Raw genomic sequence first — 26,014 nt, forward strand, 5'->3', positions numbered from 1 at the left:
AATGGTCGAAACCTTGCTGGAAGTGCGCAACCTGAGTAAGACCTTTCGCTACCGCACGGGGCTGTTTCATCGTCAAACCGTCGACGCGGTGAAGCCGCTGAGCTTTACGCTGCGTGAAAAACAGACCCTGGCGATCATCGGCGAGAACGGTTCCGGGAAATCCACCCTGGCGAAAATGCTCGCCGGCATGGTTGAACCGACTGCAGGCGAAGTGTTGATTGACGATCATCCTCTGACCTTCGGCGATTACTCTTTCCGCAGCCAGCGCATCCGCATGATCTTTCAGGATCCGTCTACCTCGCTTAACCCACGCCAGCGCATTTCGCAGATCCTCGATTTTCCGCTGCGTCTGAACACTGACCTGGAGCCGGAGGCACGCCGTAAGCGCGTATTCGAAACCCTGCGTATGGTTGGGCTGTTACCGGACCACGAAAGCTACTACCCGCACATGCTGGCACCCGGTCAGAAACAGCGCCTGGGTCTGGCGCGTGCGTTGATTTTGCGGCCAAAAGTGATCATTGCGGATGAAGCGCTTGCCTCGCTGGATATGTCGATGCGCTCGCAGCTGATTAACCTGATGCTGGAATTACAGGAAAAACAGGGGATCTCGTATATCTACGTCACCCAGCATCTGGGAATGATGAAACATATCAGCGATCAGGTGATGGTCATGCACCAGGGTGAAGTGGTCGAGCGCGGCAGCACCGCGGATGTGATGGCCTCCCCGCTTCATGAGCTGACAAAACGACTGATTGCGGGTCACTTTGGTGAAGCATTGACTGCCGATGCATGGAGAAAGGACCGCTAAGCGCGACGGCAAACAAAAATCGCCCCACTAAATTAGGGATTAAATAGACTTCATTCGCTATTTAATCCTTAACCCTTTCGTCTCCATCCCTGCTCCATATTTTATGCAATATCAATCAACAGTTCTTCTCCAGAATACCGGGACATTACGGAGGAGAAGAAATGAACACCACTACCTATGTTCTAAAATATACCGAGTATCTCATCAGAAGATGCCGTTCTTTTTTAATGACGGACCTGCACTTTCATACTATCAGGTTAAAGAAAATATCCGGGCAAAGCCCCGACATTAAATCCCCCACTACGCTGAGTGAAAAAATATGCTATCGTCTGGTCTATGACCATAATAACTTCTACACCATGCTTGCCGATAAACTCGCCGTTCGGGCATACGTTTCCTCCAGAACAACGCGCGTGAAAACGGTGCCATTAATTGGCGTTTATACCCGGGCGTCGCAGATTGATTTTTCAGTACTCCCTGACAAATTCGTCCTTAAGTGCAACCATGACAGCGGCAGCACTATAATATGTACAAACAAAGCGCAATTTAACATCAGGGAAGCGTGTAAAAAACTGAGTCTCGCGTTAAAGAAAAATCTGTACTACACCACGCGTGAATGGCAGTACAAAAATATTACGCCCAGTATACTCTGCGAGCCGTTTGTCGATCTCTTTGATAATGCTGACAGAAACACAACGCCGGAAATGCTGCGGATCCATTGCTTTCATGGCGTTGCGCACTATGTTGAAGCGGATTTTACGGATGATAACGGCCAGGGTTTTATCAACGTTTACGACAGGCATTGGAACTTACAACCCTTCAAGATGGAATATCCGAATACACCGTTAGCGCCGGGCGAACCGGTCTTGTTCCGAGAGGCGTTGCTGGCATCCCAGGAACTGGCGGATGGCATTGACTACTGCCGCGTTGACCTTATGCTAAAAAAAGATGAAATCTATTTCAGTGAAATAACCTTAAGCCCGAGACGCGGTAAACTGTCTATTACCCCGCAGGAATGGGATGCTAAGCTAGGAAAAATATGGCATTTATCGCCGGCAGGCACATTTGACCTGCCGCTCACACTCACGAGTCGGGCCAGGTGAGTTTAAATATAGAATGGTTTTGCTTCGATAAGGTATAGGTAACATCGCCACCATGCGCCAGCATGATGGCTTTTACCACCGACAAGCCCAAACCACAGCCTTCCGGGTTCAAATCTCTGGCACCATTATCGCGCTGAAAGGGCTGAAATAAGAAATCATGAAACTCCCTTGGGATGCCAGGTCCCCCGTCCTGAATAAGGATATAATTGCCTTTATCAGAAACGCCATTTTTCACGATGAGTGTGCGCGAGGTTGAATAGTGTAAGGCATTATCAAATAAAACGGTCAGACACTGATTGATGCGTAATGGGTCGAATACGCATTGCTGATCCCTCAGTTCTGTTTTGATGGTAAATGCCTTACGGTTGAACTCGGGCATGAAGGTATCGAGCGCATTCTGTATTGCCCCTTTAAGATCCGTTCTGGACAGGCATAACGAGTATCCCGCCCCGCCATCCGAACTGATAACCCGGAGATCTTCAATCAGACGGGTTAACCCTTCCGTCTGTTTGAGAAGATTATTAAACAGAACCGGGTCCGGGGTAAAAACACCGTCAACCAGCCCCTGAAGCCGTCCACGTAAGATCGTGACCGGGGTTCTCAGCTCGTGCGCAATCGCAGCATTCCAGGATTTCCTCTGTATATCCAGCGTCTGTAATTTTTCCGCCATTTCATTGAAATCCGTCACCAGGTGATTGATCTCACCCAGCCGGGAGCTGGCGCAGAATGCCCGTGCGTCAAGATCGCCCTGTGAAATCTTTTTCAGGCTGGATGCTACCGCGTTTAGCGGGGTGAGTATTCGCGATGAAAGTTTGACCGTGAAAAAGAGTGCGATAATCAGGCTGATCGTCGTCGCGGTCCCAATCCACACCCAGTCCCACATCGTCATCTGCTCGTCATCGCCCGCAGCAGGACCGCCCGGGAGGTGATCCAGTATAAAAGAGTAAAAAAACCAGGAACCCAGTATGGCGATGGCAATTATCGTAAACGTCAGCAACAGCATATACGTTAAGATCTGACGACTCAGGACAGACTCTTTGTTCATTTCTTTTCCCCAAGCCGGTAACCCAAGCCTCTTATGCTCTCGGGAACGCCATAAAGGCCAGCAAGTTCCAGTTTTTTACGCAACTTGCTCATATGGCTGTCGACCGTTCTGTCGAGCGTATCACCTTCTGGCAGGCACGCATTGAGTAACTCTTCGCGGGAACAGACCTTTCGCGGATATCGTACCAGCCAGGTGAGCAATTTAAATTCGGTCGTCGTTAATACCGGGGAGATAACCTCTTCGCCCACGGTGACTTCCACGTAGAAGTCATCCGGATAGACCGTAATAAAGGGCGTTCTGAGCGGCAGGGAACCCGCCTGCTGAAGCGCGGGTTTTGTCCTGCGCAGCACCGCCTCAACCCGTGCGACAACTTCAGAGGGGTTGAAGGGTTTGATCACGTAATCATCCGCGCCCAGTCTCAGTCCCATGAGCTTATCGACATCCTGATCGAGAGCGGAAACCATAATGACGGGCACAGAACTTTCCTGACGAAGCGTGGTAAGTACGCTCCAGCCGTCACATACGGGCAGATGAATATCCAGCAAGATGAGATCCGGTTTATGCAGGCGATTGAGCGTTATCGCCTGCTCGCCCTGCCTGGCTCTGAGCGTTTTCATTCCCGAACGCTCTAAGTAACTCATCAGTATCTCGGCAATTTCGTCTTCATCTTCAACAACAAGGATCAGCGTATTTTTGTGCATGTTATCTCCGCGGGTGAAATCCCTTTAAGCACGCTATCAGATATCTTTAGCACAATAAGACACAGCCTCCGCGAAAAAGTGCCATGGTCACGAGAATTTACCGGTTGATTTAAATGCCCGGTTATTTCTCCACACAACCTACACATTCAGTCAATAAAGACTCGACAATGTCCGTTCAAAATCGCTATTGAGGCATAAGCCTTTGTGCATTGAGCGTTGCAAATTACCACTGTTTCTTAAAGACTTTATGAAGTTGGCTGAAATAATGAACATGGAACTTTCAAAATATTTCTCCCCTAAAAAACTGGGCATATATTCCCTGTTTCTGCTGCTGTCGTGGGGATTACTTTATACCTGGCTGGTGCTGGTACACAGAATGGATGAGAAAGTCGCCTCGACGCTACCCTCGTCACCCATCATCTATGGCTGCATCGCATTGTCGGTTGTCTCTCTGATAATCCAAAATAAAGCCGGTGCGTTGACTGAGCTGCTTGTCATCTCCTTCTGGCTAATAGTGATTTTTGTTTATCTCATTATTACGTTCACCGTGTTGTTAAACACATTGCCCGACATTGAGGATCTGGTCTTTTACTACGAGTGTTATTTGATCATTTTTTTTGGTGGAGCCCCGCTGTACCTCCTTATGAGAATGATTTGAGCCACCGCTCCACACATCCTCCACAAACCGCCCATTTCCGCTAAACAGGCGTTCGGTAGGCTCTCCATCACACTATTTTGCACAAAAATAATTCACTAAAAAAAGTCTGACGCGATTTGCCCATAATGATGAACCGTAATAATAATCTTAGTCCTTCTGAACCTGCCGGAGTGATGCACTCGCTTAAAAAACTTGCGATTCGGCACCGGAAAAAACTGGTTGTCACTTTCTTCCTGGTGGTGGCTGAAAACGTAACGTTTCTACTTTACCCCGTTCTGGAAGGCATCGCGATAAATGCCATCCTCGCAGGGAAGACGCTTAACGCCGCGCTATATGGCCTGATGGTGCTTTGTATGTGGTTCATCGGCGCGGCCAGACGAAGCGTCGATACCCGCACTTTTGCACGCATTTACGCCGGACTCGCGGTATCCGTCGTTCTGGCACAGCGCAAGTATCAGCTAAACCATTCGGCAATCGCCGCCAGGGTAACGCTCTCGCGTGAGTATGTGGATTTCTTTGAAATGCACCTTCCCCTGCTGATTACATCGCTGAGTTCACTGTTTGGCGCCGCAATCATGTTGCTGTTTATTGAATTTTGGGCCGGGGTCATGTGCTTTGCGATTGTATTTGTCCTGCTCGGATTTGTCTCCGGATATGCCCGTAAAAATGAATGGCTATTCATGCGCCTGAATAATCGTCTGGAAAAAGAAGTGGATTATGTTCATAAGGCGGGAACGGCCACTCTTCACCGACATTACTCCACGCTTGCCCGTTTACGTATCGCATTATCTGACCGCGAGGCGTGGGGCTATTTGTGGGTTGGCGTACTTGTTGCCGCGCTTTTTACGCTGACCATCATCTGGATGACGCGCTCAACCGGCATCACCGCCGGACATATTTATTCCGTGATGACCTACATGTGGATGTTCGCGACGAGCCTTGATGACGCACCGCAGCTTCTTGAGAAGTTTTCGCAGCTCAGGGATATCGGTAAACGCGTATCCACTGATGAAGAAATTCACGTAACTGGACGTTAATTTAATGCCTCATTTTTTTATTGAACGCCCCGTTTTCGCCTGGGTAGTGGCGCTTTTTATCGTGCTGGCAGGACTCCTGTCTATTCCCCGTTTGCCGGTTGCGCAGTATCCGGCGGTGGCACCGCCGGGGATCATTATTTCCGTCAGTTACCCGGGGGCGAGCCCCGATATCATGAATACGTCGGTGGTATCGTTAATCGAGCGCGAAATCTCTGGGGTCGATAATTTGCTCTATTTCGAATCATCCAGCGACACAACCGGTTCGGCATCAATTACCGTCACGTTTAAACCGGGTACGGACATCAAGCTGGCGCAGATGGACCTGCAGAATCAGATTAAGATTGTCGAGCCTCGTCTCCCTCAGGCGGTAAGACAAAACGGTATTAACGTCGAGGCCGCTAATTCCGGGTTTCTGATGATGGTGGGGCTTAAGTCCACGACAGGTCAATTTGAGGAAGCCGACTTAAGCGACTATTTTGCCCGAAACGTCAGTGACGAGCTTCGTCGCGTGCCCGGCGTAGGAAAAGTTCAGCTGTTTGGCGGCGAAAAAGCGCTACGAATCTGGTTGGATCCGATGAAGCTCCACACCTACGGCCTTTCGGTGAGCGATGTGCTTACCGCTGTTGGCCAGCAGAATGCCCTCGTTTCGCCCGGTAAAACGGGAGATGAGCCAGCATCTGAAGGACAAGGGGTAACGTATCCCATCACGGTGAAGGGACAACTCTCCTCGGTAGAGGCGTTCAGGAATATTACTCTGAAGTCTGACGCATCCGGCGCCCGTCTGAAATTGTCCGACATTGCACGCATTGAATCTGGCCTGCAAAGCTACGCTTTCGGTATCCGCGAAAATGGGGTTCCTGCAACGGCAGCGGCTATCCAGCTCTCGCCTGGCGCCAACGCAATGAGCACGGCTTCAGGCGTACGCGCGCGCATCGACGAACTTTCCCAGGTGTTACCCGAAGGAATGGCATTTACGGTTCCCTTCGATACCGCCCCGTTTGTGAAACTTTCTATCATGAAGGTTGTTCAGACATTTGTGGAAGCGATGGTTCTCGTCTTCCTGGTTATGCTGCTGTTTCTGCACAAGATACGCTGCACGCTTATCCCGGCGATTGTTGCCCCCGTTGCACTTCTTGGCACCTTCACGGTAATGCTATTGAGCGGGTACTCCATCAATATTCTGACGATGTTCGGCATGGTGCTGGCGATAGGGATTATTGTCGATGATGCCATTGTGGTTGTAGAAAACGTTGAACGACTGATGGAGGAAAAAAGCCTTTCCCCGCGTGACGCTACGCGGCAAGCCATGCAGGAAATCACACCGGCGATTATCGGGATCACGCTGGTGCTCACTGCCGTGTTTATCCCCATGGGGTTTGCTGAAGGATCCGTCGGGATTATCTACCGACAATTTTGTATTTCCATGGCTGTCTCTATACTGCTGTCCGCGTTTCTTGCCCTGACGCTGACGCCTGCCCTGTGCGCAACGTTACTCAAGCCGCATAAGGCAGGAAAGAGCGAAGGCGGATGGTTCGCGGTCAGGTTTAACGCGCGCTTCCGCTCGCTTACCGCCTGTTACGAAGCCGGGCTGGGTGCCGTTCTGAAGCGAACCGGGCGTATGCTGCTCCTGTACGTTGCGCTATGTGCTGCGCTGTTTTTGGGGATGTCTTCCTTACCGTCGTCCTTTCTGCCTGACGAAGATCAGGGCTACTTTATGTCTTCAATCCAGCTGCCTTCTGATGCAACCATGCAGCGAACCCTGAACGTGGTTAAAAAATTTGAAGAGGAAATTGCGGCCCGGCCGGATATTGAAAGCAACATTATGATCCTGGGGTTTGGATTTTCAGGTTCAGGGTCGAATTCGGCTATGGCCTTCACCACGCTGAAGGACTGGAAATATCGGCAGGGTTCGACGGCCCAGGGTGAAGCCGACCATATACAGGCCAGCATGGCGAACGTCTCTGATGCCGTCACGATGAGCCTGCTTCCGCCGGCAATTTCGGATATGGGCACCTCGTCGGGCTTTACCTGGTACGTGCAGGACAGAGCGGGACTCGGCTACGAGGCTTTAAAGCGAGCTGCCGATGCGCTGGTCCTGCAGGCCAATCAGCGTCCTGAACTGAGTGACGTGTATATAGACGGTCTTGCGGAAGGAACAAGCCTTGCGCTACAGGTGGACAGAGAAAAAGCAGAAGCGATGGGCGTTTCATTTGATGAAATCAACCAGACGCTCTCCGTCACCCTGGGCTCAAATTACGTCAATGACTATACGAACAACGGCCGCGTTCAACAGGTGATTATTCAGGCCGACGCGCCCTACCGAATGAAGCCTGAGCAGATACTCAAATTATCAGTGAAAAACCGGATGGGTCAGATGGTGCCGGTATCTACATTTGCCTCGCTTTCCTGGAACGTTGCGCCGCAGCAGTTGACGCGTTACCAGGGTTATTCTGCTATTCGCATTACCGGAAATGCGGCGTCGGGAGAGTCCAGCGGCACCGCAATGAAGGTCATGGAGGGTTTATCCAGGAGCCTGCCTCAGGGTATGGCTGGCGAGTGGGCCGGGAGTTCGTTGCAGGAAAGAAAATCGGAATCTCAGCTTCCGGGCCTTATCGCCCTGTCGATACTGGTCGTCTTTATGGTGCTCGCCGCGCTGTATGAGAGCTGGTCTATTCCTTTCGCGGTCATGCTGGTCGTTCCACTGGGACTTATCGGCGCGGTGATAGCTGTATCAGTTGCCGGCTTGACGAATGACGTTTTCTTCAAGGTGGGCCTGATTACGCTCATCGGCCTGTCGGCCAAGAACGCCATTCTGATTGTTGAATTTGCCAGGCAGCTCCACCGTCAGGGGCAACCCCTGCTGGCGGCTACCGTTCATGCCGCTAGCCAGCGCCTGCGCCCCATTGTGATGACATCGTTAGCCTTCACATTAGGGGTTGTTCCGTTGATGCTGGCCAGTGGTGCGAGCGACAGTACGCAGCATGCCATCGGTACCGGAGTCTTTGGTGGCATGATTAGCGGTACGCTTCTCGCGATCTTCTTCGTGCCGGTATTCTTTATAGTCATCGCGCGTTTTGTCGACAACATAAGGAAAACGTGAATACCTTTGAGGGATCGCGCTTCTTCTCTGCAAACTATTGAACAGTTAATATCATGACTGCACTCGCCGAGAAGGGACCCGTTGGGATATCACCGATTTTCACCGAAGGATTCCGTACAGGTTCGAATGTTAATTTTTCTGTCTGAGTCCCCGTACTATAGGTTCGGCTATAGGTATCCGTTGGGCTGACCAGCTCATCATTCAACGACATAGCCACCGCGAGTCCGTTTGCCGTTGAGGAAATCATTTCCGTCCCTGCTATATTTACGGCTGTGTATTTAAAGCTAATTGTGTGGGTCGCCTTGCCATCGCCCGTGCAGGTGATGCTGATATTTTTCTCCGTCCCGGGCAGCGTACCGGGAACCGCTCCGATTTTAGCTCTGTCCACATCGCCTAACGAAATATTCAGCGTGCTGCCATCGCCAAATGTACAATGGAATGGTGAAGGTAAGGGAGTTGTTCCTCCAGTGCCAGATTTACAACCTTTTTCGGTATTATTGAAAGTAAAGTACTGGCTTCGTGAACTTTTAAGCACATAGCAAATACGATTAGGAGACCTCCCTAGCTGTGATATTGAGGTCGTTGCCCACACAAGATTCAGTGTATTTAATTCCACTCCAGCCTTAATATACACAGCTGCACTATCTTGCCCGAAAGAAGAGATCCCATCAGAGGTAATGTGGACAAGGATAAGATGATAATTACCAGAGTATGGAACTTCATTTCCCTCTCCAACGTCTAACGTACATCCCGCCTGGCTATAATCATCAGCTGTCAAGTTTGACATGATTGTATCAGGTGTAATAGGGCAAACGAGCTTCCCCGTACTATTCTCATGTATTCCCGGAGTGTTTGTCCATGTTGCAAAACATGAGGCAGGCAGAAAAGGTAGCATCGTAAAAAAAATAAAAACCAGCATTTCAATAATAGATTTAATATTGTGCATTTCAAAAGCCGCTCACATTAATGTGCTGTTCCTGAAAATAGTGCAAGGTTTAAATTCATGACTTCACTTTGCACCATGTCGCGTACTAATTGTTCGACTCATGCATATTTTCTGCCACTCACCAGCCTCTGGATAAATTATAATTACATCACTTTGGCACCGTTTCCTGAAGCAATAATATGCACCTTCTGTCTTAACTTTGCGCTATTGAACAGTTAATATCATAACTGCATTCGCCGAAAAGGCCCCCGTTTGGATATCACCGATTTTCACCGAAGGGTCACGGATAGGTTCGAATGTTAATTTCTCTGTCTGAGTCCCCGTACTATAGGTTCGGCTATACGTATCGGCTGGGTTGACAAGCTTACCATTCAACGATATAGCTACCGCGAGTCCATTTGTCGTTGAGGAAATCATTTCCGTCCCCGCGATATTTATGGGCGTGTATTCAAAACCAATTGTGTAGGTCGCCGAGCCATCGCCCGTACAGGTAATGCTGATATTTTTCTCAGTCCCGGACAGCGTACCGGGAACCGTTCCGATTTCAGCTCTGTCCACATTGCCTAATGAAATATTCAGCGTGCTTCCATCGCCAAATGCACAATGGAATGGTGGAGGTAACGGCGTTGATCCTCCAGAACCTTCAGGGCAACTTTGAGGAGTATTGTTGAAAGTGTAGTTAAGGCCACTGTAATAATTACTTAACATATAGCAAATATGATTAGCAGGATATGTGATCATTAATCGGTTTAAAACAGTCCAGTCCAGGTTCAAAGTATTCAATTCCACGCCAGCATCAATATACTTATTTGCACTTATCAAATTTAGTTTGTATTCACCGGTAGAGTCAACAACGGCAAGAACGATTGTATACCTATCTGAGCTTGGAACAGTATTACCATCCCCAACTGTAAATTCGCATCCCTGCATGATATAATCTGATTCATCCAGATTCAGATTCGTATCAGGTGTTTCGGGACAAACCAGTTTTTTCGCTATGTGCGAATACATCCCAGGGGTATTTGTCCAGGAAGCATGACACAAGACAGGAAGAAATATAAAACCTAGCAAAAATATTGCTATTACACTTATTTTATCAATACCAAATCGGATATTGCACATCTCAAAAATACTCACTCATTAATGTCGCTGTTGCTGAAAAGGCAGCAGCCTCTAATTCTACCGCAGGATCTTTTTCCAGTTCAATTTCAAGCGTGGGCGGGGATTGCCAGTCCGCAACAGTAAACGCCTCATTCAAATCCTGCGGTTGCCCATCTTTGATAAACTTGAGCCATAACCCCGGTATATTGGACGCAATTGCAGCTGTGTCACCGGTAACAGGTGTTGCCTTAATAGTCATCTCTACTGTATTACCCGCCTGACTCCCTGAACAGTCTAAGCTATAATCCATAGACTGAGTTATATGATCGGTAGAAACCTTGTTGATATTTACGTTACCGAAAGCGACGTTGATATCCTGGTTATTATTTACCACACAAGGTTTATGATTATTTAGCCGACCGGTGAACGTTATTGACATCGTGTCACCCGTCTGGGCAGCAAAAACTGTATTCGTCTGCGCGCAAAGTAAGAACGTAAAACATGTTAAAAAAATTGTTTTTATACGCATCACATAAACTCCATTACCAGCGTTGCGCTGGCGCTAATAGGTGCCCCATTAATTAAACCGGTACCATCACCTACCAGCACAAGTTCTACCTGCAATCCTGGCTGAGCGAGCATATCGACAGCAAATGCTGAATCAACATCCTGCGCAACACCATTAACCAGTAATTTAATTCCCAACTGCTTCCCAGGATTCGATGCATTTATGCTTACGGGTAACAATTTCTGTCCTTTGAAATCAATCGTCCCCCCAGCTAAAGATTTAAAAGTGAGCTGAGTTTTACCAGCGCTGTCACCCGTACAGGTCATCGTTGATGACAAAGGTTTCCGATAGGTTCCGTCAAGTGTGGAAGTTCCGTTAACAGTTGAAAAATTGACATCACCAAAATCCACGGTTAAGGTTTTGCCTTTATTAAAGGTACAGGAACCGTTGGCTATTACAGTTCCAGTAATATTGAGGTTTAATTTGGCCGGTTCACCCGCACTGACGTGTAACACACTCGCTAATAACCCTGCAGCAATAATAATCGGGCACCATAATTTCATCGTATTAACCTCATGGATACGCAATCTCAAATGTGGCTGTAGCCGTAAATGCCCCGGCCGTAATGCTGTGAGCGGCAATAGCGGCTGGCTCAGCCTGGACATATCCCTTCAGAGCGATGATATTATTACCGTTCGTCAAACTGAATACGGGACTTGGCTTATTCAGCGCTAGCTGTTGTGGATCTGCGCTATTGGTTTCGATACCAATGGCGATACCCTGCGTATTACCCGCATCAGGCGTTAATAAACCCGGCAAGGCCTGACTCTCGCTCCCCTTAAAGGTGATAGTGGCACTGCTGCCCAATGTCGTATCACAGTTAACCAGCGTAATAATGAACGGTTGTCCCGGCGTGCGGTTGCTGTGATAGAAGAAGGTGCTTACAAGGTTACCGAAATCAAGTTGAATATCTGATGATTCTTCAGATAGCGTGCAAGGCTCTGAAACCAGAGCACCACTGATTTTTACATTATTATTCCCTGCACAAGCATAGGGTATAAAAAAAATAAAACCCAACAGCCATAAAAGTCGCGTCATCAATCATACTCCAGCGAAAAGTTCACCACTGCCTTATACGGGCCCAAAATCAACTGTTCAGGTGTTCTCTCAGGTGCGATGTAAAAAATGAGCTCGTCACTACCAGGCGTGAGAAACTGTGGCTTACTGCGTTCCCCTAAACGTATGTCATTCTGTCTGACATCTGTGATACGTAGACCAATACCTTGTGCTCCAGTTACCTGCACCAGTTCCGGGCTATATCTATTAGCAGGAGCCAAAAACGTTAAGGTGGCGATGGGTTGGATGGCATCCCACGAACGACTCCCGGTGCGTCTGTCCGTACTTGAGCCCTGCATTCTTATGCAATTTTTGAGGTGCAGGACAAGAGGTACAGGTGCGCCACGATTACCGATTTTTTTCAGCAGCGATGCAGACAGAGTACTGAGTGAAATTTCCTGTGATGCTGATTGCATTTCAAGTATGCATGCCCCTTCAACCATCATTCCTACAACAATAAAAGGAACATCGCCGCTCACGCTCTTTTCATCAGCCAGCGTTGTGGAGCTAATGACCGACAGCAGAGATAGCAACATGCATACTTTTTTCATCTGTTTAGCCCGCATGCGCAGATGTAAGATTGCAACTACTACCACTGCAGCTGAAGACCAGCTTCGGGCGTCCCCCGAAATCATTGATATAGGTAATAACCGGGTTGTTTCCCAGATTGTGAGTATCACCTTCTAACCGGGCGCTACTTTTTGGGGCGACCAGTAACGGCTTCACGCTTTTCAGCGGCTCACCTTTCAGCGATGGAGCAACTTCAACAACAGAGATGTAATAAGGAGTTGGATTATTCACCGTGTAACCTTCTCCCTGGCGCGTCAGCGTCATTTGCTCCTGCCATGGTTTGCTGTTCTGCTCCACCACCAGCGATGCCGGACGATAGAACAGCTTGATGCGGGTTTGCAGCGCTATCTGCAAGGTATTCGGTTTGTCCGTCTTTGGCGGGATTTCACGCAGGTTAAAGAAGAAAAGCGTTTCTTTATCCTGCGCTAACAGCTTCATTGCAGGCGTAATCTGAATTTTGATCTGGCTTTTGCTGCCAGGTTCAATACGCTGTACCGGCGGGAGGGCGACCAGCGGATCGCTTATCTTGTTACCCTGAGCATCCTCCACCCACGCTTGTGCCAGATAAGGCAGCTCGCGGTTTTGATTATTCACCACCAGGCTCATCGATTTATCGCCAGCATTAACGATCGCGCGGGTACGATCCAGCGCAAGTGCAGCATTCGCCTGTTGCGCGACCAGTGTGGTGAATGCCAATGCGAGCAAACAACGATTACGTATTAATGTATTGCGAATCATGACTCTTTTCTCTCAAACAAATAGGAATTAATTGATGCTGTCTACCGTGGTGCATGGCAACAGCAATTTCTGACTCTCCAGGTCAGGGGGCAACACTGCGGGGAGATTAATGTGACATTTTTCTGAACCGTCCCAACTCACACTCATCACCTCACCAGGCTTAATTCCCGTTAGCCAAACGAAGCCGTCTTCGCTGACCAGCCCGGTCTGTTCCTTATCCTTGTTAGTCACCGTAGCGCCAAATGGCGGCACGCTATTTTTCGTCAGGCGCAATATCGCCATCGCTTTTTTACCGGCAAGAATGCCGAACTTACGATAGCCGATCGCACCTTCCGTCAAGGTGCCTTGCACCACTGAACGACTGGCGTCCACATCATCACCCAGTTCATCCATATCGATATTCATGCTGTTTCGGTAATAGCTACTCACATCTCCGACCACGGCTTTACCAAAAACATTAGTATGAGTATTGTTTCCGCCTGTTTTAACGGGTACGCCACTTACACCATCAGTGTCCACCATCATGCGAGTGCCACCTGCCACCGACATACGATGGAGCGCCGCACCCTGCGTTGTTGCCGTCATGCCACCGCGTACTGACAATCCCATCGAACTGTATTTATTACCCTGCTGGGTTGCGGTGGCCGTTACTTCAGTATTATCACCATCATGCGTAAGATACCCGCTCCCCCCTATAACGCCGTTTTGATCGGAGTTGAGGCTAATCTGGTATGAGTTATCCTTATTGATTCGATCGCTGTATGAGATGGAATGACTGGCTCCATCCTCGCTGATTTGATTGCCATAATTGAAATAACCTGATTCTCCCCAGGGAACGGATAAACTCATGTAGGCACCACGATCGTCAGTCTCGTTATTTGTAGTGCGGAACGCAGATATACTCAGGCTAAGATTTTTAAAACTTCTGAAATCAAAATAGTGCGAAAGCGACACGTTATAAGTTGTGTTAGCAGGACGATCCCAATAGGTTTGACGGCTGTAGTCTAAATAAATACTCATGTTCAACGGCTTTATTTGTTGGTTAAACGTCACCGTATACATTTCTTTGCCACTGCCACCGTTGTCGTTATCGTGGTAACGCGCATCCAGGTAGTCAGTCATACTCATAAAACCACGCTCAGAGAAGCGATACCCGGCAAAAGTCACCTGGCTATCAGTGCTGTCAAACCGTTTTGAGTAGCTTAATTTGTACGAACCACCCTGCCGTGACTCCTGCTGCGGCAGGCGAGCTCGTGATTCAGTTGCATCCAGAGATATTGCCCCGAGAACCAATAAATCTCGCCCGACCCCTATAGACATTGCGTTGTAGTCACCGGCAACCAGCGCGCCGCCATACAGTGACCATCCGTTGTTCACCCCCCAGGAGAATTCGCCTGTACCGAAGACAGGGCCATCGCTGTGATGATCAAAATCTGAAGGTTTCCCTGCTGCTAATTTATATCGAACCAGCCCTGGACGAGTCAGATAAGGAATGGTCGACGTATTCATCTGATAGGTCTGTACAGAGCCATCCTGTTCAGTAATTTTCACGTCAAGCGTGCCAGACACCGCATTATTCAAATCCTGGATACGAAAAGGACCGGCTGCCACCGTTGTTTCATTGAGCACACGCCCTTGTTGGCTGATCGTCACTTTGGCGTTTGTTTTCGCCAGGCCCGTGACCTCCGGCGCGTAGCCACGCAGGTTCGGCGGCAACATATTGTCACTGGACACCAGGCTCACGCCGGTAAAGCGGAAGCTGTCAAACATATCCGAGGTGAGGTAATCTTCACCTAATGTCATTTTGGCCCGCATAGAGGGCACTGCCCGGTATAAGTAATAGCGGTTCCAATCAAAATTTTGTGTATTGCGTGCCATGCTCCCTGAACGTTTTTCCATTTGACCTTGCCAGTCTGCGCGAAAACGCCATGCGCCAACGTTGATCCCGGTAGTTCCATTACCGCTGAGAGTTTTACTTTCTTCAGTCATACCACTATCGTGCTGACGTATAGCCTGACCGTTCAAATTATAGTCAAACAGAATTCCTGCGACCCCTTCATCCCAGCGTGAAGGTGGGTCCCAGTTCTCAGCCACGTAATCCAGGTAGGCCTGAGGAAGGTTAATAAAAAGCGTATTGCTGGACATGTCAGTCCGCATAACCATCCCCTGAAGTGAAGTCGGGTCAAGACATTCACCGTTATGCCACCAGGATAAGTTTTTACTTGCTGCCGTGGTTAGCCCAAACTGAGTAACAATGTCATTAGTCAGGCACGCTTCACTTCCATTTTTATCATTATCGGGCACCATAAACGTGATTTGTTGTTCGGGTAATGAGCTTTTATTAATTTGAATTGATAATGCGTATGTGCCGGGCATAACGTAACCCGCCCGTGAAAACTGGCTTAAATCAATATGACCACGATCCTGCACGTCCAGAACGTCAGTATTGAACTGAATGATCTTTTCTTCAGCATATGCATATCTGGTTAATACTGCAATTAATACACTGGCAATAATTGACCGACGAGATATTTGTATTTTATACACTAACATCACCTTTAATCAGTCAAAAATAATCCAGCCTCATACGCACAACAGCTGCATAGAAACCAGGGTGTAGTATTCCCCCATTACCAGTCAATGTGAGGTTGTAGTCCAGGGTATTCATTTTAGCCATCGATTGATTAATATAAGATGGCTCACCCGGTTTTATAGGTACTCCATTCGCATCTGTAATACGTATACCTACGCCCTGCGTATTTCCCAGTACATGGAATGTTTCATGATCCTCTTTGGAACCGTAAAATGTTATGTAAAAATGACGAGCATCTAATTGAGTAGAACATCCCACCAGATGAATTCTTAGCAATGTGCTCCCGGCTTCACCATTCTGCGTTAATTGGCCTACAGAAACGGTTTTCATCACTATCACCTGATTCTTTGAAGCCATCTCAATTGAGCAAGAGCTCTCATAAATGCTGCCTGTCATGCTAACGCGCCCGCGATCTGAAGCGTGACATACGGAAGAAAACAATAAACACACACCAACAGCAAAGCACTGGCGAAGCACTACAGCTGTCAACATAAGCCCTCACAATTTCATGAACAGATGTCTACCCTTTCGGGTAGACAATTTTTACTTACTCGTAAGTCATCATGAAGTTAGCGATAGAGGTAAAATTACCCGGGATGACTGCGCCTGAAGCAGTTGACCCCTGCACATAAGCCAGAAACTGCAGTTCGTTATCGCCATCACTCATGGCTGAGAGAGACGACTTGGTACCCGGCTTAATCACTTTGCCACCCATATCGGTAATACCTACGCCCACGCCACTTGCCTGACCGGTTACAGCAAAGGCACTATCCAGACCATCAGTCTTAGCACCCGCTATGCCGTTAAAAGTAATGGACGCTTTATTCGCCGTTGCGGAATCACAGTCATGGAGTTGAATATCAAAGCTTACTGGCGTAGATTTACCACCATCAGCGAGCTGGTTTTTTGAAATTGCACCCAACTGAATTGTCTGATCGAGGCTTTTTGCATCGATTGAGCACGGTGCATCAATAACAGATCCAAGGAATGTAATTTTACCGTGTCCCTGATCGGTTGCCGCATGAGCACCTGCGGTTATTAAGGAAGAAAGTGCCATTACCAGCAATTTATTTTTCGCGTTCATTGATTAAATCCTTTTCTTTAAATTTAAACTTTATTACTATGATGAGTAATAAGTTGAGCCATTTCGTGCTTCACAAATCACTAACATCATTACAAATATTATTTTATAAAAAATAGTAAACTGGCTAAAGAAAATAAATCGTACACTTTTGGAATCATTGTTGTGATAATGTTAAGAATTAAAGATTAAACTATCATTCTTGACGTCCGTTTATATTCAGCGATAATCCCCCCTAAAAAAGAACCATATGCGGAAAACCCCCTATCCTCTGAGTTCTCATGAGTGTCTGGGTCATTTGCTGCTATCATTAGTACTGATTCTCACTGCTATCATTAGTACTGCTTCGATACTGAAGGGTGACACAATGTCAACAGAACCAAAATCAATAAATGAACATGCAAAAAGCACCACAACAGAAGGGAGCGCATCACAGGCGATTTCGCCTGATTTTCTCCCCCCGCAAAGTTATATGGCGATAGAGGCGATCACATTTCCAGGCGAGGCATTGCGAAAAATCCATGATGCATTGCTCCCCTTTTCAACACCTTATGAGTCAACATCCAACCGGTCCAGGATAAAGTCGCAAAAATCTACCAACATACTTTGGCTAGTGAGCAATGGTTCTATATCAATTCACAGAGCTTATGATGATCTTAAAGTTTCAGTAACATCAGGCCCCATTGTTGCAGGGCTCGGGGACTTATTTGAACCAATTGGTCGTTACTATTTTCGGGCATCGCGCAATTCCAGGGTTTCATACTTGCCAGGTGAGTATGCCAAATCGATTATCACTGAGAAACAACTCTGGCAGGATGTTGCAGAAGTACTCGCCTTTACAGTTCATATGATGATCTACCGGGACGAACATTTGGTCAGTAAAACTTCTTACTCAATAATTCGTGCTAAGCTTATTGAGTACATGAAAAAACGAGAGGTAAGTGATTTAAGTCGAACCGGCATTGTGGCTTATATTCAGGAGACTACGCACTTGTCCCGCAGTTTGATTTATAACATCATTTCTCAACTGGCTGAGGGTGGATACATCAAGACCAGTAACGGTAAACTTATCGAAATCGCAAAGCCCCTCCCCAAAAATTTCTAAAAATGAAGGGCCGGATGGCCCTTCATGATTCAATTTACTTTATGAGCACTTTCGACAAACTGGTAGTAATCGTACCATTGTTGCTGCAACCACATTGTTGTCGCTTGTTGAGGATACTTTCTATTTATCTGCACTATATTTTTAAACACCCTTATATCATTTCTGTGCATAAGATAATTTTTACCCCAATCTTCGTAACTTATTAATAGCTCATGCTGATGGGTCTGATAATATTTAAACAGCAATGATGTATGCGAGTCGTATTGCCAGCGCTCCAATTGAGCCCATGGATTCAATACTTTAGATGCTGCTGTAAAATCCTGCATTTTGTTACGCTCAAATTCCGTCAGCGCCATGCCCGTACGAAACCCAGTTAGCATAAAGAGGACACCTGTAATTCCAACAGAAAGCATTATCATCCCATCTCGCTTACTATTATTTCTCCGTATCTTACATTTTTCTGATGTCGCCAGACGGCAAATCAGCAATAGCAGCATCCAGTGCGGCGTAGAAAGCAGTAATGGATACTCGACCATCATATGAAACGTTATCGGTGAGGCCAACCCCCACATAGCAATTCGTGATGGTGAGTACCTCCTCAAAAGAGTGAAATACCCAATAGCAATAAAAATCATTCCTGAAATAGCAAGAACCCCACCCTCTGCCCATTCAAATAAAAATTCATTGTGGGCATTATCAACCCTGCCGAAAAGATAATCAAAATGATGAAGCGCGAATCTCGAAAGATTATACTCATAACTTCCGTACCCCCAACCACTCAAAGGATGCTGCTGAATCATCGATAAGGTTATAGTAATTATTTTCCACCGTTCAGCGTTCGTACCTTCTTTGTCCACCGAACCAATAAAACGTAAAAAGTGATCGGCGATGCCGAAGCTTTTTAAACAATGGATGGTTAATAATGTCAATATCACCAACATAATGTAGACAATAAAGACACCTTTTATCTTTGGGCGATGGCGGGCTAGCAAAATCAAGGCTAAGTAAAGAACGATGCCATACATCCCAGCCCTGGATTGCAAGATCTCTAAAGTTACCGTGAAAACAACCGTTGAGAAAAGAAGTAAAAAACAAGACAGCTTTGTTTTTGCCTTAAATAATAGCCACAAGGTACATGCATAACCCGTAGCAACAAAACTCGCCAACACATTGACTTGTTGAAAGATCCCGTAAGGCCTTGTGCCGGGTAAAAACTCCATAAAGTTATCTGGTGAAGTGACGAGCAATTGCCAAAAAGCAAGGCACGACTGAATCAGTGCACTTAACACAAAGACAATAATCAATCGGGTTTTCATCGAGAATCGCATTGGAATTTGCAGCAACGCCAGATAGAAAAAGATCCCCCCCCAGAGACCTGCAAATCTTGGTAATGCAAATATCATTACATCTTTCTTTCCCCATAAGAATGGAAGCGACATTAAACAAGCACCGCCAATGAAGAAGGTTAAAGCTTCATTCAGTTTTATTTTTCCGCGCAGTATAACATAATAGCCTGACATTAATATCATAAATAGCATCACCGCCCAGCAAATTATATTATGCGGCAATCTGAGACCATCCCCTCCCATGTTAGGCACGTAAACTATCAGTGCCACAAGGAAATACACACTTAGAATACCAAATAGTAAGAATGATGGGTTGCAATATTGACGACTAGCGTTTTTCATTCATCATAGCCAATTTTATTAAACTATTCTTATATTTTACACCTGCATCCGGTATTTTCACATCAAATATATCGTCCAGAAATGGATAACACCCCCATAAATACTCACTTGTGAAATACAAAGAATGCCAGGCGTAGAATATTTACAAGCGTCATAAACACATTTCGATTTATATAACCTACTTAAAATCGCCACAGGAAATATGCACCTCGGTCGAACAACGTTGCGAAGTACGCCGCAGTTTTTTGATATATACCATTAGAAAGTAACCCGTCACAGAACAATTTAGAGTAGCCGTTCCTGACCTGGGCATCCATGTGTTCTTTGTCACAGCAGGAATTAGGATTATGTGTGATAAATCTAATCTCGCAGGTTTATCATGTCATCACACAACCGACTAGCCGAACTAAACGAACTCCATTACCTTGCGAACTGCATTTCTTAAAACTTAACGACCAAGATTATTACTAAACTCTCGGTCCAGGAAAAGCAGAAACTCTTTTCCAGAGCGCAGGTTAAGTTTAGCCGCAGCACTCGCCGTTTGTTGATACACCGTTTTTTCACTTAAACCAATTCTGCGCGCTATGTTTTTAATCGAGTTTCTCGAACTGTAGTATTGAACAAACAAACGCTCGCTATCAGTCAGCGCTACCAGTCTTCTACACTCGTAAATACGCTCCAGCACAGCCTTTAGGCTATAACCAGTATGCATTTGATTCTTCAATACTGTGAGCGGTGAATCAAGAGAAATGACATTCAAAGGAAATAATATCTTTGAGCCAATATCATCTCCCACCAATAGAATTCGGCGACAAGATACCAAATCCCTGGAGTATATTTCGTATAATATATCTATAAGTGCATTGAAAGATTCAGTATCAATTACACAGGTATCTTCTGTTAAATTAAGCTCATCATAAACAGAGTGAAGCGCAAGTCGCAGGAAATTATTTTTCGTAAGTACAACCAATGACATAAAGTTTCACCACACCCAACCAGCACAAAAATATTGCGTGAATTTGCAAAAAGAATAACCTTTAGTATAAAAACAGCCTTATACACTTTAAAAATCATTGCGATACAAATATACCAGGCCACATCATTTATTCGTCATACTGTTTTTAGCGCCGGAAATAAGGAGATGTCCGTTATATTGCTGCTATGTATCAAATATGGATCTTACCCGGCCTTAAAATGAACACTGTATTTCTGCTAAAATCACTTCGTGATCAACACAATATTAAGATAAAATGTTTCCCTGCATCTTATTCATGCTGAAAGGTGTTCACCCGTCACCTGCAAACAAAATTTATACCTGAAGGAACTAAAACATAATGGCCCATAGACCCGCCGAGAATATACGTTCATGTACGTTAATGACAGGGCGAAATTTGTTTATAAATAGACATTATGTTATTCGCTGATTCAGGAGCAAAACAAATACTTAACAAATGTAGCGCGCCGTTACCCCCAATCAATACACCAGAGATGACTATTACGTAGAGTCCCTAATGAGGAGGTGATGGTCTGCTGTTCGTGAAACACATCAGAATTGGCCACACTTTCCCTCTGGTTGGATGAGGCGAATCTAAAGCCCAATGATATACTGGACGGATGCTGGTGCTTACAGCCTTTTTTACTACTACATACAGGCGAGAATTCCAGCAGCCAATATTACTACTCACTTTGCCACGGCACGCAAAGCTACGGGGCTACTCCGGGAAATGCCCCACCGCCCTCCATGAGCTTCGCGTTTGTCTGTCCGGCTAGATGCGACACAACGTGATGATGAGTTCGCCCGGGCATACGTCTCGCGAGAAGTGCGAGAAATATCGTGACACAAGGGGCTGTGAGTGGGCTATAATTTCGAGCTAATTTCGAATGATTTTGAAATACCGCCTGTAACGCTATGAATTACATGGCAAAATAAGCAATGAATATAAGGATTAAAGCTATGGGTTTTCTTTCCGGTAAGCGCATTCTGGTGACTGGCGTTGCCAGCAAACTGTCCATCGCATACGGCATCGCTCAGGCAATGCATCGCGAAGGCGCTGAGCTGGCGTTCACCTACCAGAACGACAAGCTGAAAGGCCGTGTTGAAGAGTTTGCCGCGCAGCTGGGTTCCAGCATTGTTCTGGAATGTGACGTTGCACAAGACGAAAGCATCGACGGGATGTTTGCTGAACTGGCAAAAGCATGGCCGAAATTCGACGGTTTTGTTCACTCCATCGGCTTCGCTCCTGGCGACCAGCTGGACGGCGACTACGTGAACGCGGTTACCCGTGATGGCTTCAAAATCGCTCACGACATCAGCTCCTACAGCTTCGTTGCGATGGCAAAATCATGCCGTGCGATGCTGAACCCGGGCGCAGCTCTTCTGACTCTGTCCTACCTTGGCGCTGAACGTGCTATCCCTAACTACAACGTTATGGGTCTGGCGAAAGCATCTCTGGAAGCGAACGTACGCTACATGGCGAACGCAATGGGTCCTGAAGGTGTACGCGTTAACGCCATCTCTGCAGGTCCTATCCGCACCCTGGCAGCTTCCGGTATTAAAGATTTCCGTAAAATGCTGGCTCACTGCGAAGCGGTTACCCCGATTCGTCGTACTGTTACCATTGAAGATGTGGGTAACTCTGCAGCATTCCTGTGCTCTGATCTTTCCGCGGGTATTTCCGGCGAAGTGGTTCACGTTGACGGCGGCTTCAACATCGCTGCAATGAACGAGCTGGAAATTAAATAAGCTGTGACTCTCTTCCCGCACGGGAAGAGAGTATTTCCCCCCGCGTCACCCCTTCGTTATTCCGTTCTGCTATTTGTTATCACCTAACAATATTTTTCCCTTTATCTGCCTTACGCCAGGATATTGATCGCCATTTTGAGATCAAGGAACGCACATGGAACAACGCCGTTTTTCCGGCAAAGGCCACTGGTATCACGAGACCCAGTCAAACAACGCGCAGACGGATGTTCTGCCCCTGGTGCCCGAAGCCGCTAACGTCGACGATCGTTTTTTGCTCGATTTAGCCTTGCCTGATGAGATTGTCGCCGCCTGTTCTGGCTGGCTTGCTCCTGCCAGAGCCTTATGCCACCAGCTGTTTCCACTCTCGATTCCCGTGAACCGCCTGCATACGCTCAGCGCCTACGATCGGCTCAGTACCGCGCTAACCGTCGCACAGGCCTGCGGCGTTCAGCGGCTCTGTAACCACTATGCCGCCCTCCTCGCTCCGCTTCCCGGCCCGGACTCCTCGCGCGAAAGCAACCGACGTCTGGCGCAAATTACGCAGTATGCCCGCCAGCTTTCCAGCTCTCCTGATGTGATCGATGATAAAGCCCGCAACCAGCTTGACGAGGTGGGCCTGTCCACGTACGACATCGTGGTAATTAGCCAGATTATCGGCTTTATCGGTTTTCAGGCGCGCGTGGTCGCAATTTTTCAGGCCCTGCTGGGACATCCTGTTCGCTGGTTGCCGGGACATCATATTCAGCCGCACACGCTCCCCGCGAGCCACGATGCGTGGACGCCGCTTTTACCTGTCGTTGAGCTGCGCTATGCGAATGCGCATCAGCTTGAGTCCTTGTCCCGCTGGCAGGCTGAACCCGCGCTTCAGGCGTTGACGCCGGTTCTTTGTCATGAGCCGACGCTGCTCGATCTGACCGGCGAAATCCTGTTAAACACTCGCGAAGAGATCCTGCTGACGTCCACCTCACTTTCAGCGGCGCTCGAACTGCTGACACGCTCTCCGGACCGCTTCAGCGCCGCGCAGTTTACCCCGATCACGGATCAAGGGCTCCCGGGCGAACAAGCCATCAAGCTGCTTACCCGGAGTGCATTTGATGGCTGGCTTAATCGTCTGAAAGTCGCGTTTGGTAAAGAGGAATAACCACACTCATTACCCAAAGACCGCTTGCTGAGACAGTGAGAATCGCGTAAAACTGTCAGCCGCTCAATGGCTACGAAAATAGAACATTATGTTTCAGGACAACCCGCTGCTAGCGCAGCTTAAACAGCAACTGCATTCCCAGACGCCGCGTGCAGAAGGGGTCGTAAAAGCCACGGAAAAGGGCTTTGGCTTCCTTGAGGTTGACGCGCAGAAAAGCTACTTCATTCCGCCTCCGCAGATGAAGAAAGTGATGCATGGCGATCGCGTCATGGCCGTCATTCATACCGAGAAGGACCGCGAGTCTGCCGAGCCGGAAGAACTGATCGAACCGTTCCTGACCCGTTTTGTGGGTAAGGTACAGAGAAAAGACGATCGTCTTTCTATCGTGCCGGATCATCCCCTGCTGAAAGATGCTATTCCCTGCCGCGCCGCCCGTGGCGTTGAGCACGATTTTAAAGAAGGTGACTGGGCCGTAGCAGAAATGCGCCGTCATCCTCTGAAAGGCGATCGTGGTTTTTATGCTGAACTGACCCAGTTCATCACCTTTGGCGCCGACCATTTCGTACCATGGTGGGTCACGCTGGCACGCCACAATCTTGAAAAAGAAGCGCCGAACGGCGTGGCAACCGAGATGCAGGATGAGGGTCTGACCCGTCGAAATCTCACCGCTCTGGAGTTTGTCACCATCGACAGCGCCAGCACAGAAGATATGGATGACGCGCTGTACGCTGAAGAGAGCGCCGATGGCAAACTGCACCTGACCGTTGCCATTGCCGATCCCACCGCCTGGATTGCCGAAGGCAGCAAGCTGGATGACGCGGCGAAAATCCGTGCGTTCACCAACTACCTGCCGGGCTTCAATATTCCGATGCTGCCGCGCGAATTGTCAGACGATCTCTGCTCGCTGCGTCCAAATGAAGTGCGCCCGGTCCTTGCCTGCCGCATGACTATCGCCGCAGATGGCGCGATTGAAGACGATATCGAGTTCTTCGCCGCCACTATCGAATCGAAAGCCAAGCTTGCCTACGATAACGTCTCAGACTGGCTGGAAAATACCGGTAGCTGGAAACCTGAATCAGACGCCATTGCCGCGCAGATCCGTCTGCTGCATCGCATCTGTCTCAACCGCGGCGAGTGGCGTAAAACTCACGCGCTGGTGTTCAAAGACCGCCCGGATTATCGCTTTGTTCTGGGCGAGAAAGGCGAAGTGCTGGACATCGTGGCCGAACCGCGACGCATTGCAAACCGCATCGTTGAAGAGGCGATGATTTCCGCCAACATCTGTGCCGCACGCGTGCTGCGCGACAAACTGGGCTTTGGCATTTACAACGTTCACACCGGGTTTGACCCGGCGAATACCGAAGCGCTGGCGGCCCTGCTGAAGAATCACGATGTGCACGTTGATCCGGAAGAAGTGCTGACGCTGCCGGGCTTCTGCAAGCTTCGCCGCGAACTGGACGCGCAGCCGTCAGGTTTCCTGGACAGCCGCATTCGTCGCTTCCAGTCCTTCGCTGAAATCAGCACCGAGCCTGGGCCGCACTTTGGTCTTGGCCTTGAAGCTTACGCCACCTGGACATCGCCGATCCGTAAGTATGGCGATATGGTTAACCACCGTCTGCTGAAAGCGATTATCAAAGGTGAAACCATTGCCCGTCCTGAGGAGGACACCACGCAGCAGATGGCCGATCGTCGCCGTCTGAACCGCATGGCGGAACGTGACGTCGGGGACTGGCTGTACGCACGCTTCCTGCAGGATAAAGCAGGTACGGATACCCGTTTTGCCGCAGAGATCATCGATATCAGCCGTGGGGGGATGCGCGTCCGTCTGGTCGATAACGGCGCTGTCGCGTTTATTCCTGCGCCATTCCTGCATGCGGTTCGCGACGAAATGGTCTGTAGTCAGGAAAACGGTACCGTGCAAATTAAAGGTGAAACAGTTTACAAAGTCACCGACGTGATTGACGTTAATATCGCCGAAGTTCGCATGGAAACCCGCAGTATTATCGCGCGTCCTGTCGCCTGATAACCGCTTACATTGTCGGTCTTTTCGTTTCGGAAGGGCCGACAATTTTTATTTTAATCCTCGCCACAAAATCATTATTTTTCCTTACTATTTTCAGTATCCCTTCGCCTAAAACCGCCATAATTATCTACAGTAAAAGAGTGTTGTTATATTCGGTTGCATGAATTTTTATACGCTCAGTATCCTTTTTAACCTGACTCGTTTTATTA

Annotated in this window: 23 protein-coding genes; 9 read left to right on the forward strand and 14 right to left on the reverse strand. The window is 47.9% G+C overall.

What is annotated here, in order from left to right:
* Position 1: 1 nt before the first annotated feature.
* Positions 2-808, forward strand: a complete 807-nt coding sequence (gene sapF / locus KGP22_RS11860) for a putrescine export ABC transporter ATP-binding protein SapF (RefSeq protein WP_023312051.1) — start codon at positions 2-4, stop codon at positions 806-808.
* A gap of 161 nt (positions 809-969) precedes the next feature.
* Positions 970-1,911 carry an ATP-grasp fold amidoligase family protein gene (locus tag KGP22_RS11865; protein WP_223579032.1) on the forward strand — a complete coding sequence of 314 codons (942 nt, stop codon included), beginning with the start codon at positions 970-972 and terminating at the stop codon, positions 1,909-1,911.
* Here the strand turns inward: KGP22_RS11865 and KGP22_RS11870 are convergent.
* Both KGP22_RS11870 and KGP22_RS11875 read right to left on the reverse strand, forming a co-directional pair.
* Positions 1,892-2,956: an ATP-binding protein gene (locus KGP22_RS11870; protein WP_149367023.1), complete on the reverse strand. Its 1,065-nt coding sequence runs from the start codon at positions 2,954-2,956 to the stop codon at positions 1,892-1,894. The two genes, KGP22_RS11865 and KGP22_RS11870, sit on opposite strands and share 20 nt — an antisense overlap.
* Complete coding sequence (locus KGP22_RS11875; protein WP_111965101.1) at positions 2,953-3,657, reverse strand: response regulator; 705 nt, start codon at positions 3,655-3,657, stop codon at positions 2,953-2,955. The genes KGP22_RS11870 and KGP22_RS11875 overlap by 4 nt, the downstream gene beginning before the upstream one ends.
* Before the next feature lie 271 nt (positions 3,658-3,928).
* Here KGP22_RS11875 and KGP22_RS11880 point away from each other — a divergent pair, with 271 nt between their 5' ends.
* The 3 genes from KGP22_RS11880 (at position 3,929) to KGP22_RS11890 (ending at position 8,452) form a co-directional block, all read left to right on the forward strand.
* A complete protein-coding gene (locus KGP22_RS11880; protein WP_223579035.1) occupies positions 3,929-4,315 on the forward strand; it encodes a transporter in 387 nt (128 codons plus the stop codon).
* A gap of 125 nt (positions 4,316-4,440) precedes the next feature.
* On the forward strand, positions 4,441-5,352 hold the full coding sequence (locus tag KGP22_RS11885) for an ABC transporter six-transmembrane domain-containing protein (protein ID WP_223579038.1): 912 nt from the start codon (positions 4,441-4,443) through the stop codon (positions 5,350-5,352).
* Positions 5,353-5,356: 4 nt separating this feature from the next.
* The gene (locus KGP22_RS11890) at positions 5,357-8,452 is read left to right on the forward strand and encodes a multidrug efflux RND transporter permease subunit (protein WP_223579041.1); all 3,096 of its coding nucleotides are present in this window, start codon (positions 5,357-5,359) and stop codon (positions 8,450-8,452) included.
* Between the two features lie 34 nt (positions 8,453-8,486).
* Here KGP22_RS11890 and KGP22_RS11895 read toward each other — a convergent pair whose 3' ends face one another.
* The 10 genes from KGP22_RS11895 to KGP22_RS11940 form a co-directional block, all read right to left on the reverse strand.
* Positions 8,487-9,398 carry a fimbrial protein gene (locus KGP22_RS11895; RefSeq protein WP_223579045.1) on the reverse strand — a complete coding sequence of 304 codons (912 nt, stop codon included), beginning with the start codon at positions 9,396-9,398 and terminating at the stop codon, positions 8,487-8,489.
* Between the two features lie 204 nt (positions 9,399-9,602).
* On the reverse strand, positions 9,603-10,535 hold the full coding sequence (locus tag KGP22_RS11900; protein ID WP_149367029.1) for a fimbrial protein: 933 nt from the start codon (positions 10,533-10,535) through the stop codon (positions 9,603-9,605).
* The gene (locus tag KGP22_RS11905; RefSeq protein WP_338070381.1) at positions 10,522-11,028 is read right to left on the reverse strand and encodes a fimbrial protein; all 507 of its coding nucleotides are present in this window, start codon (positions 11,026-11,028) and stop codon (positions 10,522-10,524) included. The genes KGP22_RS11900 and KGP22_RS11905 overlap by 14 nt, the downstream gene beginning before the upstream one ends.
* A complete protein-coding gene (locus KGP22_RS11910; protein ID WP_188035097.1) occupies positions 11,028-11,570 on the reverse strand; it encodes a fimbrial protein in 543 nt (180 codons plus the stop codon). The genes KGP22_RS11905 and KGP22_RS11910 overlap by 1 nt, the downstream gene beginning before the upstream one ends.
* 10 nt (positions 11,571-11,580) lie before the next feature.
* The gene (locus KGP22_RS11915) at positions 11,581-12,105 is read right to left on the reverse strand and encodes a fimbrial protein (RefSeq protein ID WP_149367032.1); all 525 of its coding nucleotides are present in this window, start codon (positions 12,103-12,105) and stop codon (positions 11,581-11,583) included.
* Positions 12,105-12,674, reverse strand: a complete 570-nt coding sequence (locus KGP22_RS11920) for a fimbrial protein (RefSeq protein WP_149367033.1) — start codon at positions 12,672-12,674, stop codon at positions 12,105-12,107. The genes KGP22_RS11915 and KGP22_RS11920 overlap by 1 nt, the downstream gene beginning before the upstream one ends.
* Positions 12,675-12,678: 4 nt before the next feature.
* Positions 12,679-13,431 (reverse strand): fimbria/pilus periplasmic chaperone, encoded by a 753-nt coding sequence (locus tag KGP22_RS11925; RefSeq protein WP_149367034.1) that lies wholly within the window; start codon positions 13,429-13,431, stop codon positions 12,679-12,681.
* Positions 13,432-13,458: 27 nt separating this feature from the next.
* Positions 13,459-15,978, reverse strand: a complete 2,520-nt coding sequence (locus KGP22_RS11930) for an outer membrane usher protein (protein WP_338070373.1) — start codon at positions 15,976-15,978, stop codon at positions 13,459-13,461.
* 19 nt (positions 15,979-15,997) lie between these two features.
* Positions 15,998-16,516, reverse strand: coding sequence for a fimbrial protein (locus tag KGP22_RS11935; protein ID WP_149367036.1), 519 nt, complete (start codon positions 16,514-16,516; stop codon positions 15,998-16,000).
* 55 nt (positions 16,517-16,571) lie between these two features.
* Complete coding sequence (locus KGP22_RS11940; protein WP_111965113.1) at positions 16,572-17,108, reverse strand: fimbrial protein; 537 nt, start codon at positions 17,106-17,108, stop codon at positions 16,572-16,574.
* A gap of 364 nt (positions 17,109-17,472) precedes the next feature.
* Here KGP22_RS11940 and KGP22_RS11945 point away from each other — a divergent pair, with 364 nt between their 5' ends.
* Positions 17,473-18,210 (forward strand): helix-turn-helix domain-containing protein, encoded by a 738-nt coding sequence (locus KGP22_RS11945; protein WP_223579050.1) that lies wholly within the window; start codon positions 17,473-17,475, stop codon positions 18,208-18,210.
* Positions 18,211-18,239: 29 nt separating this feature from the next.
* On the opposite strand, the gene KGP22_RS11950 is transcribed toward KGP22_RS11945, so the two are convergent.
* Complete coding sequence (locus KGP22_RS11950) at positions 18,240-19,898, reverse strand: O-antigen ligase family protein (protein WP_223579053.1); 1,659 nt, start codon at positions 19,896-19,898, stop codon at positions 18,240-18,242.
* Between the two features lie 448 nt (positions 19,899-20,346).
* Positions 20,347-20,874, reverse strand: a complete 528-nt coding sequence (locus tag KGP22_RS11955; protein ID WP_223579055.1) for a hypothetical protein — start codon at positions 20,872-20,874, stop codon at positions 20,347-20,349.
* 978 nt (positions 20,875-21,852) lie between these two features.
* Between KGP22_RS11955 and fabI the strand changes: the two genes are divergently transcribed.
* From fabI to KGP22_RS11970, 3 genes are all read left to right on the forward strand, one after another.
* Positions 21,853-22,641, forward strand: coding sequence for an enoyl-ACP reductase FabI (fabI, locus tag KGP22_RS11960; protein WP_003856831.1), 789 nt, complete (start codon positions 21,853-21,855; stop codon positions 22,639-22,641).
* A gap of 154 nt (positions 22,642-22,795) precedes the next feature.
* Positions 22,796-23,782, forward strand: a complete 987-nt coding sequence (locus tag KGP22_RS11965; RefSeq protein WP_223579057.1) for a CMD domain-containing protein — start codon at positions 22,796-22,798, stop codon at positions 23,780-23,782.
* An 88-nt stretch (positions 23,783-23,870) separates the two neighbouring features.
* Complete coding sequence (locus tag KGP22_RS11970) at positions 23,871-25,805, forward strand: exoribonuclease II (RefSeq protein WP_111965958.1); 1,935 nt, start codon at positions 23,871-23,873, stop codon at positions 25,803-25,805.
* The last annotated feature ends 209 nt before the right edge of the window (positions 25,806-26,014 follow it).

The organism is Enterobacter sp. JBIWA005 (assembly GCF_019968805.1).
Classification (GTDB): Bacteria; Pseudomonadota; Gammaproteobacteria; order Enterobacterales; family Enterobacteriaceae; genus Enterobacter; species Enterobacter vonholyi.

Coding starts and splice junctions, on each gene's coding strand:
- KGP22_RS11870 (WP_149367023.1), bottom strand. CDS start 2,956: ATGAACAAAGAGTCTGTCCTGAGTCGTCAGATCTTAACGTATATGCTG.
- fabI (WP_003856831.1), top strand. CDS start 21,853: ATGGGTTTTCTTTCCGGTAAGCGCATTCTGGTGACTGGCGTTGCCAGC.
- KGP22_RS11920 (WP_149367033.1), bottom strand. CDS start 12,674: ATGAAAAAAGTATGCATGTTGCTATCTCTGCTGTCGGTCATTAGCTCC.
- KGP22_RS11970 (WP_111965958.1), top strand. CDS start 23,871: ATGTTTCAGGACAACCCGCTGCTAGCGCAGCTTAAACAGCAACTGCAT.
- KGP22_RS11895 (WP_223579045.1), bottom strand. CDS start 9,398: ATGCACAATATTAAATCTATTATTGAAATGCTGGTTTTTATTTTTTTT.
- KGP22_RS11955 (WP_223579055.1), bottom strand. CDS start 20,874: ATGTCATTGGTTGTACTTACGAAAAATAATTTCCTGCGACTTGCGCTT.
- sapF (WP_023312051.1), top strand. CDS start 2: ATGGTCGAAACCTTGCTGGAAGTGCGCAACCTGAGTAAGACCTTTCGC.
- KGP22_RS11945 (WP_223579050.1), top strand. CDS start 17,473: ATGTCAACAGAACCAAAATCAATAAATGAACATGCAAAAAGCACCACA.
- KGP22_RS11905 (WP_338070381.1), bottom strand. CDS start 11,028: ATGCGTATAAAAACAATTTTTTTAACATGTTTTACGTTCTTACTTTGC.
- KGP22_RS11880 (WP_223579035.1), top strand. CDS start 3,929: ATGGAACTTTCAAAATATTTCTCCCCTAAAAAACTGGGCATATATTCC.
- KGP22_RS11875 (WP_111965101.1), bottom strand. CDS start 3,657: ATGCACAAAAATACGCTGATCCTTGTTGTTGAAGATGAAGACGAAATT.
- KGP22_RS11890 (WP_223579041.1), top strand. CDS start 5,357: ATGCCTCATTTTTTTATTGAACGCCCCGTTTTCGCCTGGGTAGTGGCG.
- KGP22_RS11950 (WP_223579053.1), bottom strand. CDS start 19,898: ATGAAAAACGCTAGTCGTCAATATTGCAACCCATCATTCTTACTATTT.
- KGP22_RS11865 (WP_223579032.1), top strand. CDS start 970: ATGAACACCACTACCTATGTTCTAAAATATACCGAGTATCTCATCAGA.
- KGP22_RS11925 (WP_149367034.1), bottom strand. CDS start 13,431: ATGATTCGCAATACATTAATACGTAATCGTTGTTTGCTCGCATTGGCA.
- KGP22_RS11965 (WP_223579057.1), top strand. CDS start 22,796: ATGGAACAACGCCGTTTTTCCGGCAAAGGCCACTGGTATCACGAGACC.
- KGP22_RS11935 (WP_149367036.1), bottom strand. CDS start 16,516: ATGTTGACAGCTGTAGTGCTTCGCCAGTGCTTTGCTGTTGGTGTGTGT.
- KGP22_RS11940 (WP_111965113.1), bottom strand. CDS start 17,108: ATGAACGCGAAAAATAAATTGCTGGTAATGGCACTTTCTTCCTTAATA.
- KGP22_RS11885 (WP_223579038.1), top strand. CDS start 4,441: ATGATGAACCGTAATAATAATCTTAGTCCTTCTGAACCTGCCGGAGTG.
- KGP22_RS11915 (WP_149367032.1), bottom strand. CDS start 12,105: ATGACGCGACTTTTATGGCTGTTGGGTTTTATTTTTTTTATACCCTAT.
- KGP22_RS11910 (WP_188035097.1), bottom strand. CDS start 11,570: ATGAAATTATGGTGCCCGATTATTATTGCTGCAGGGTTATTAGCGAGT.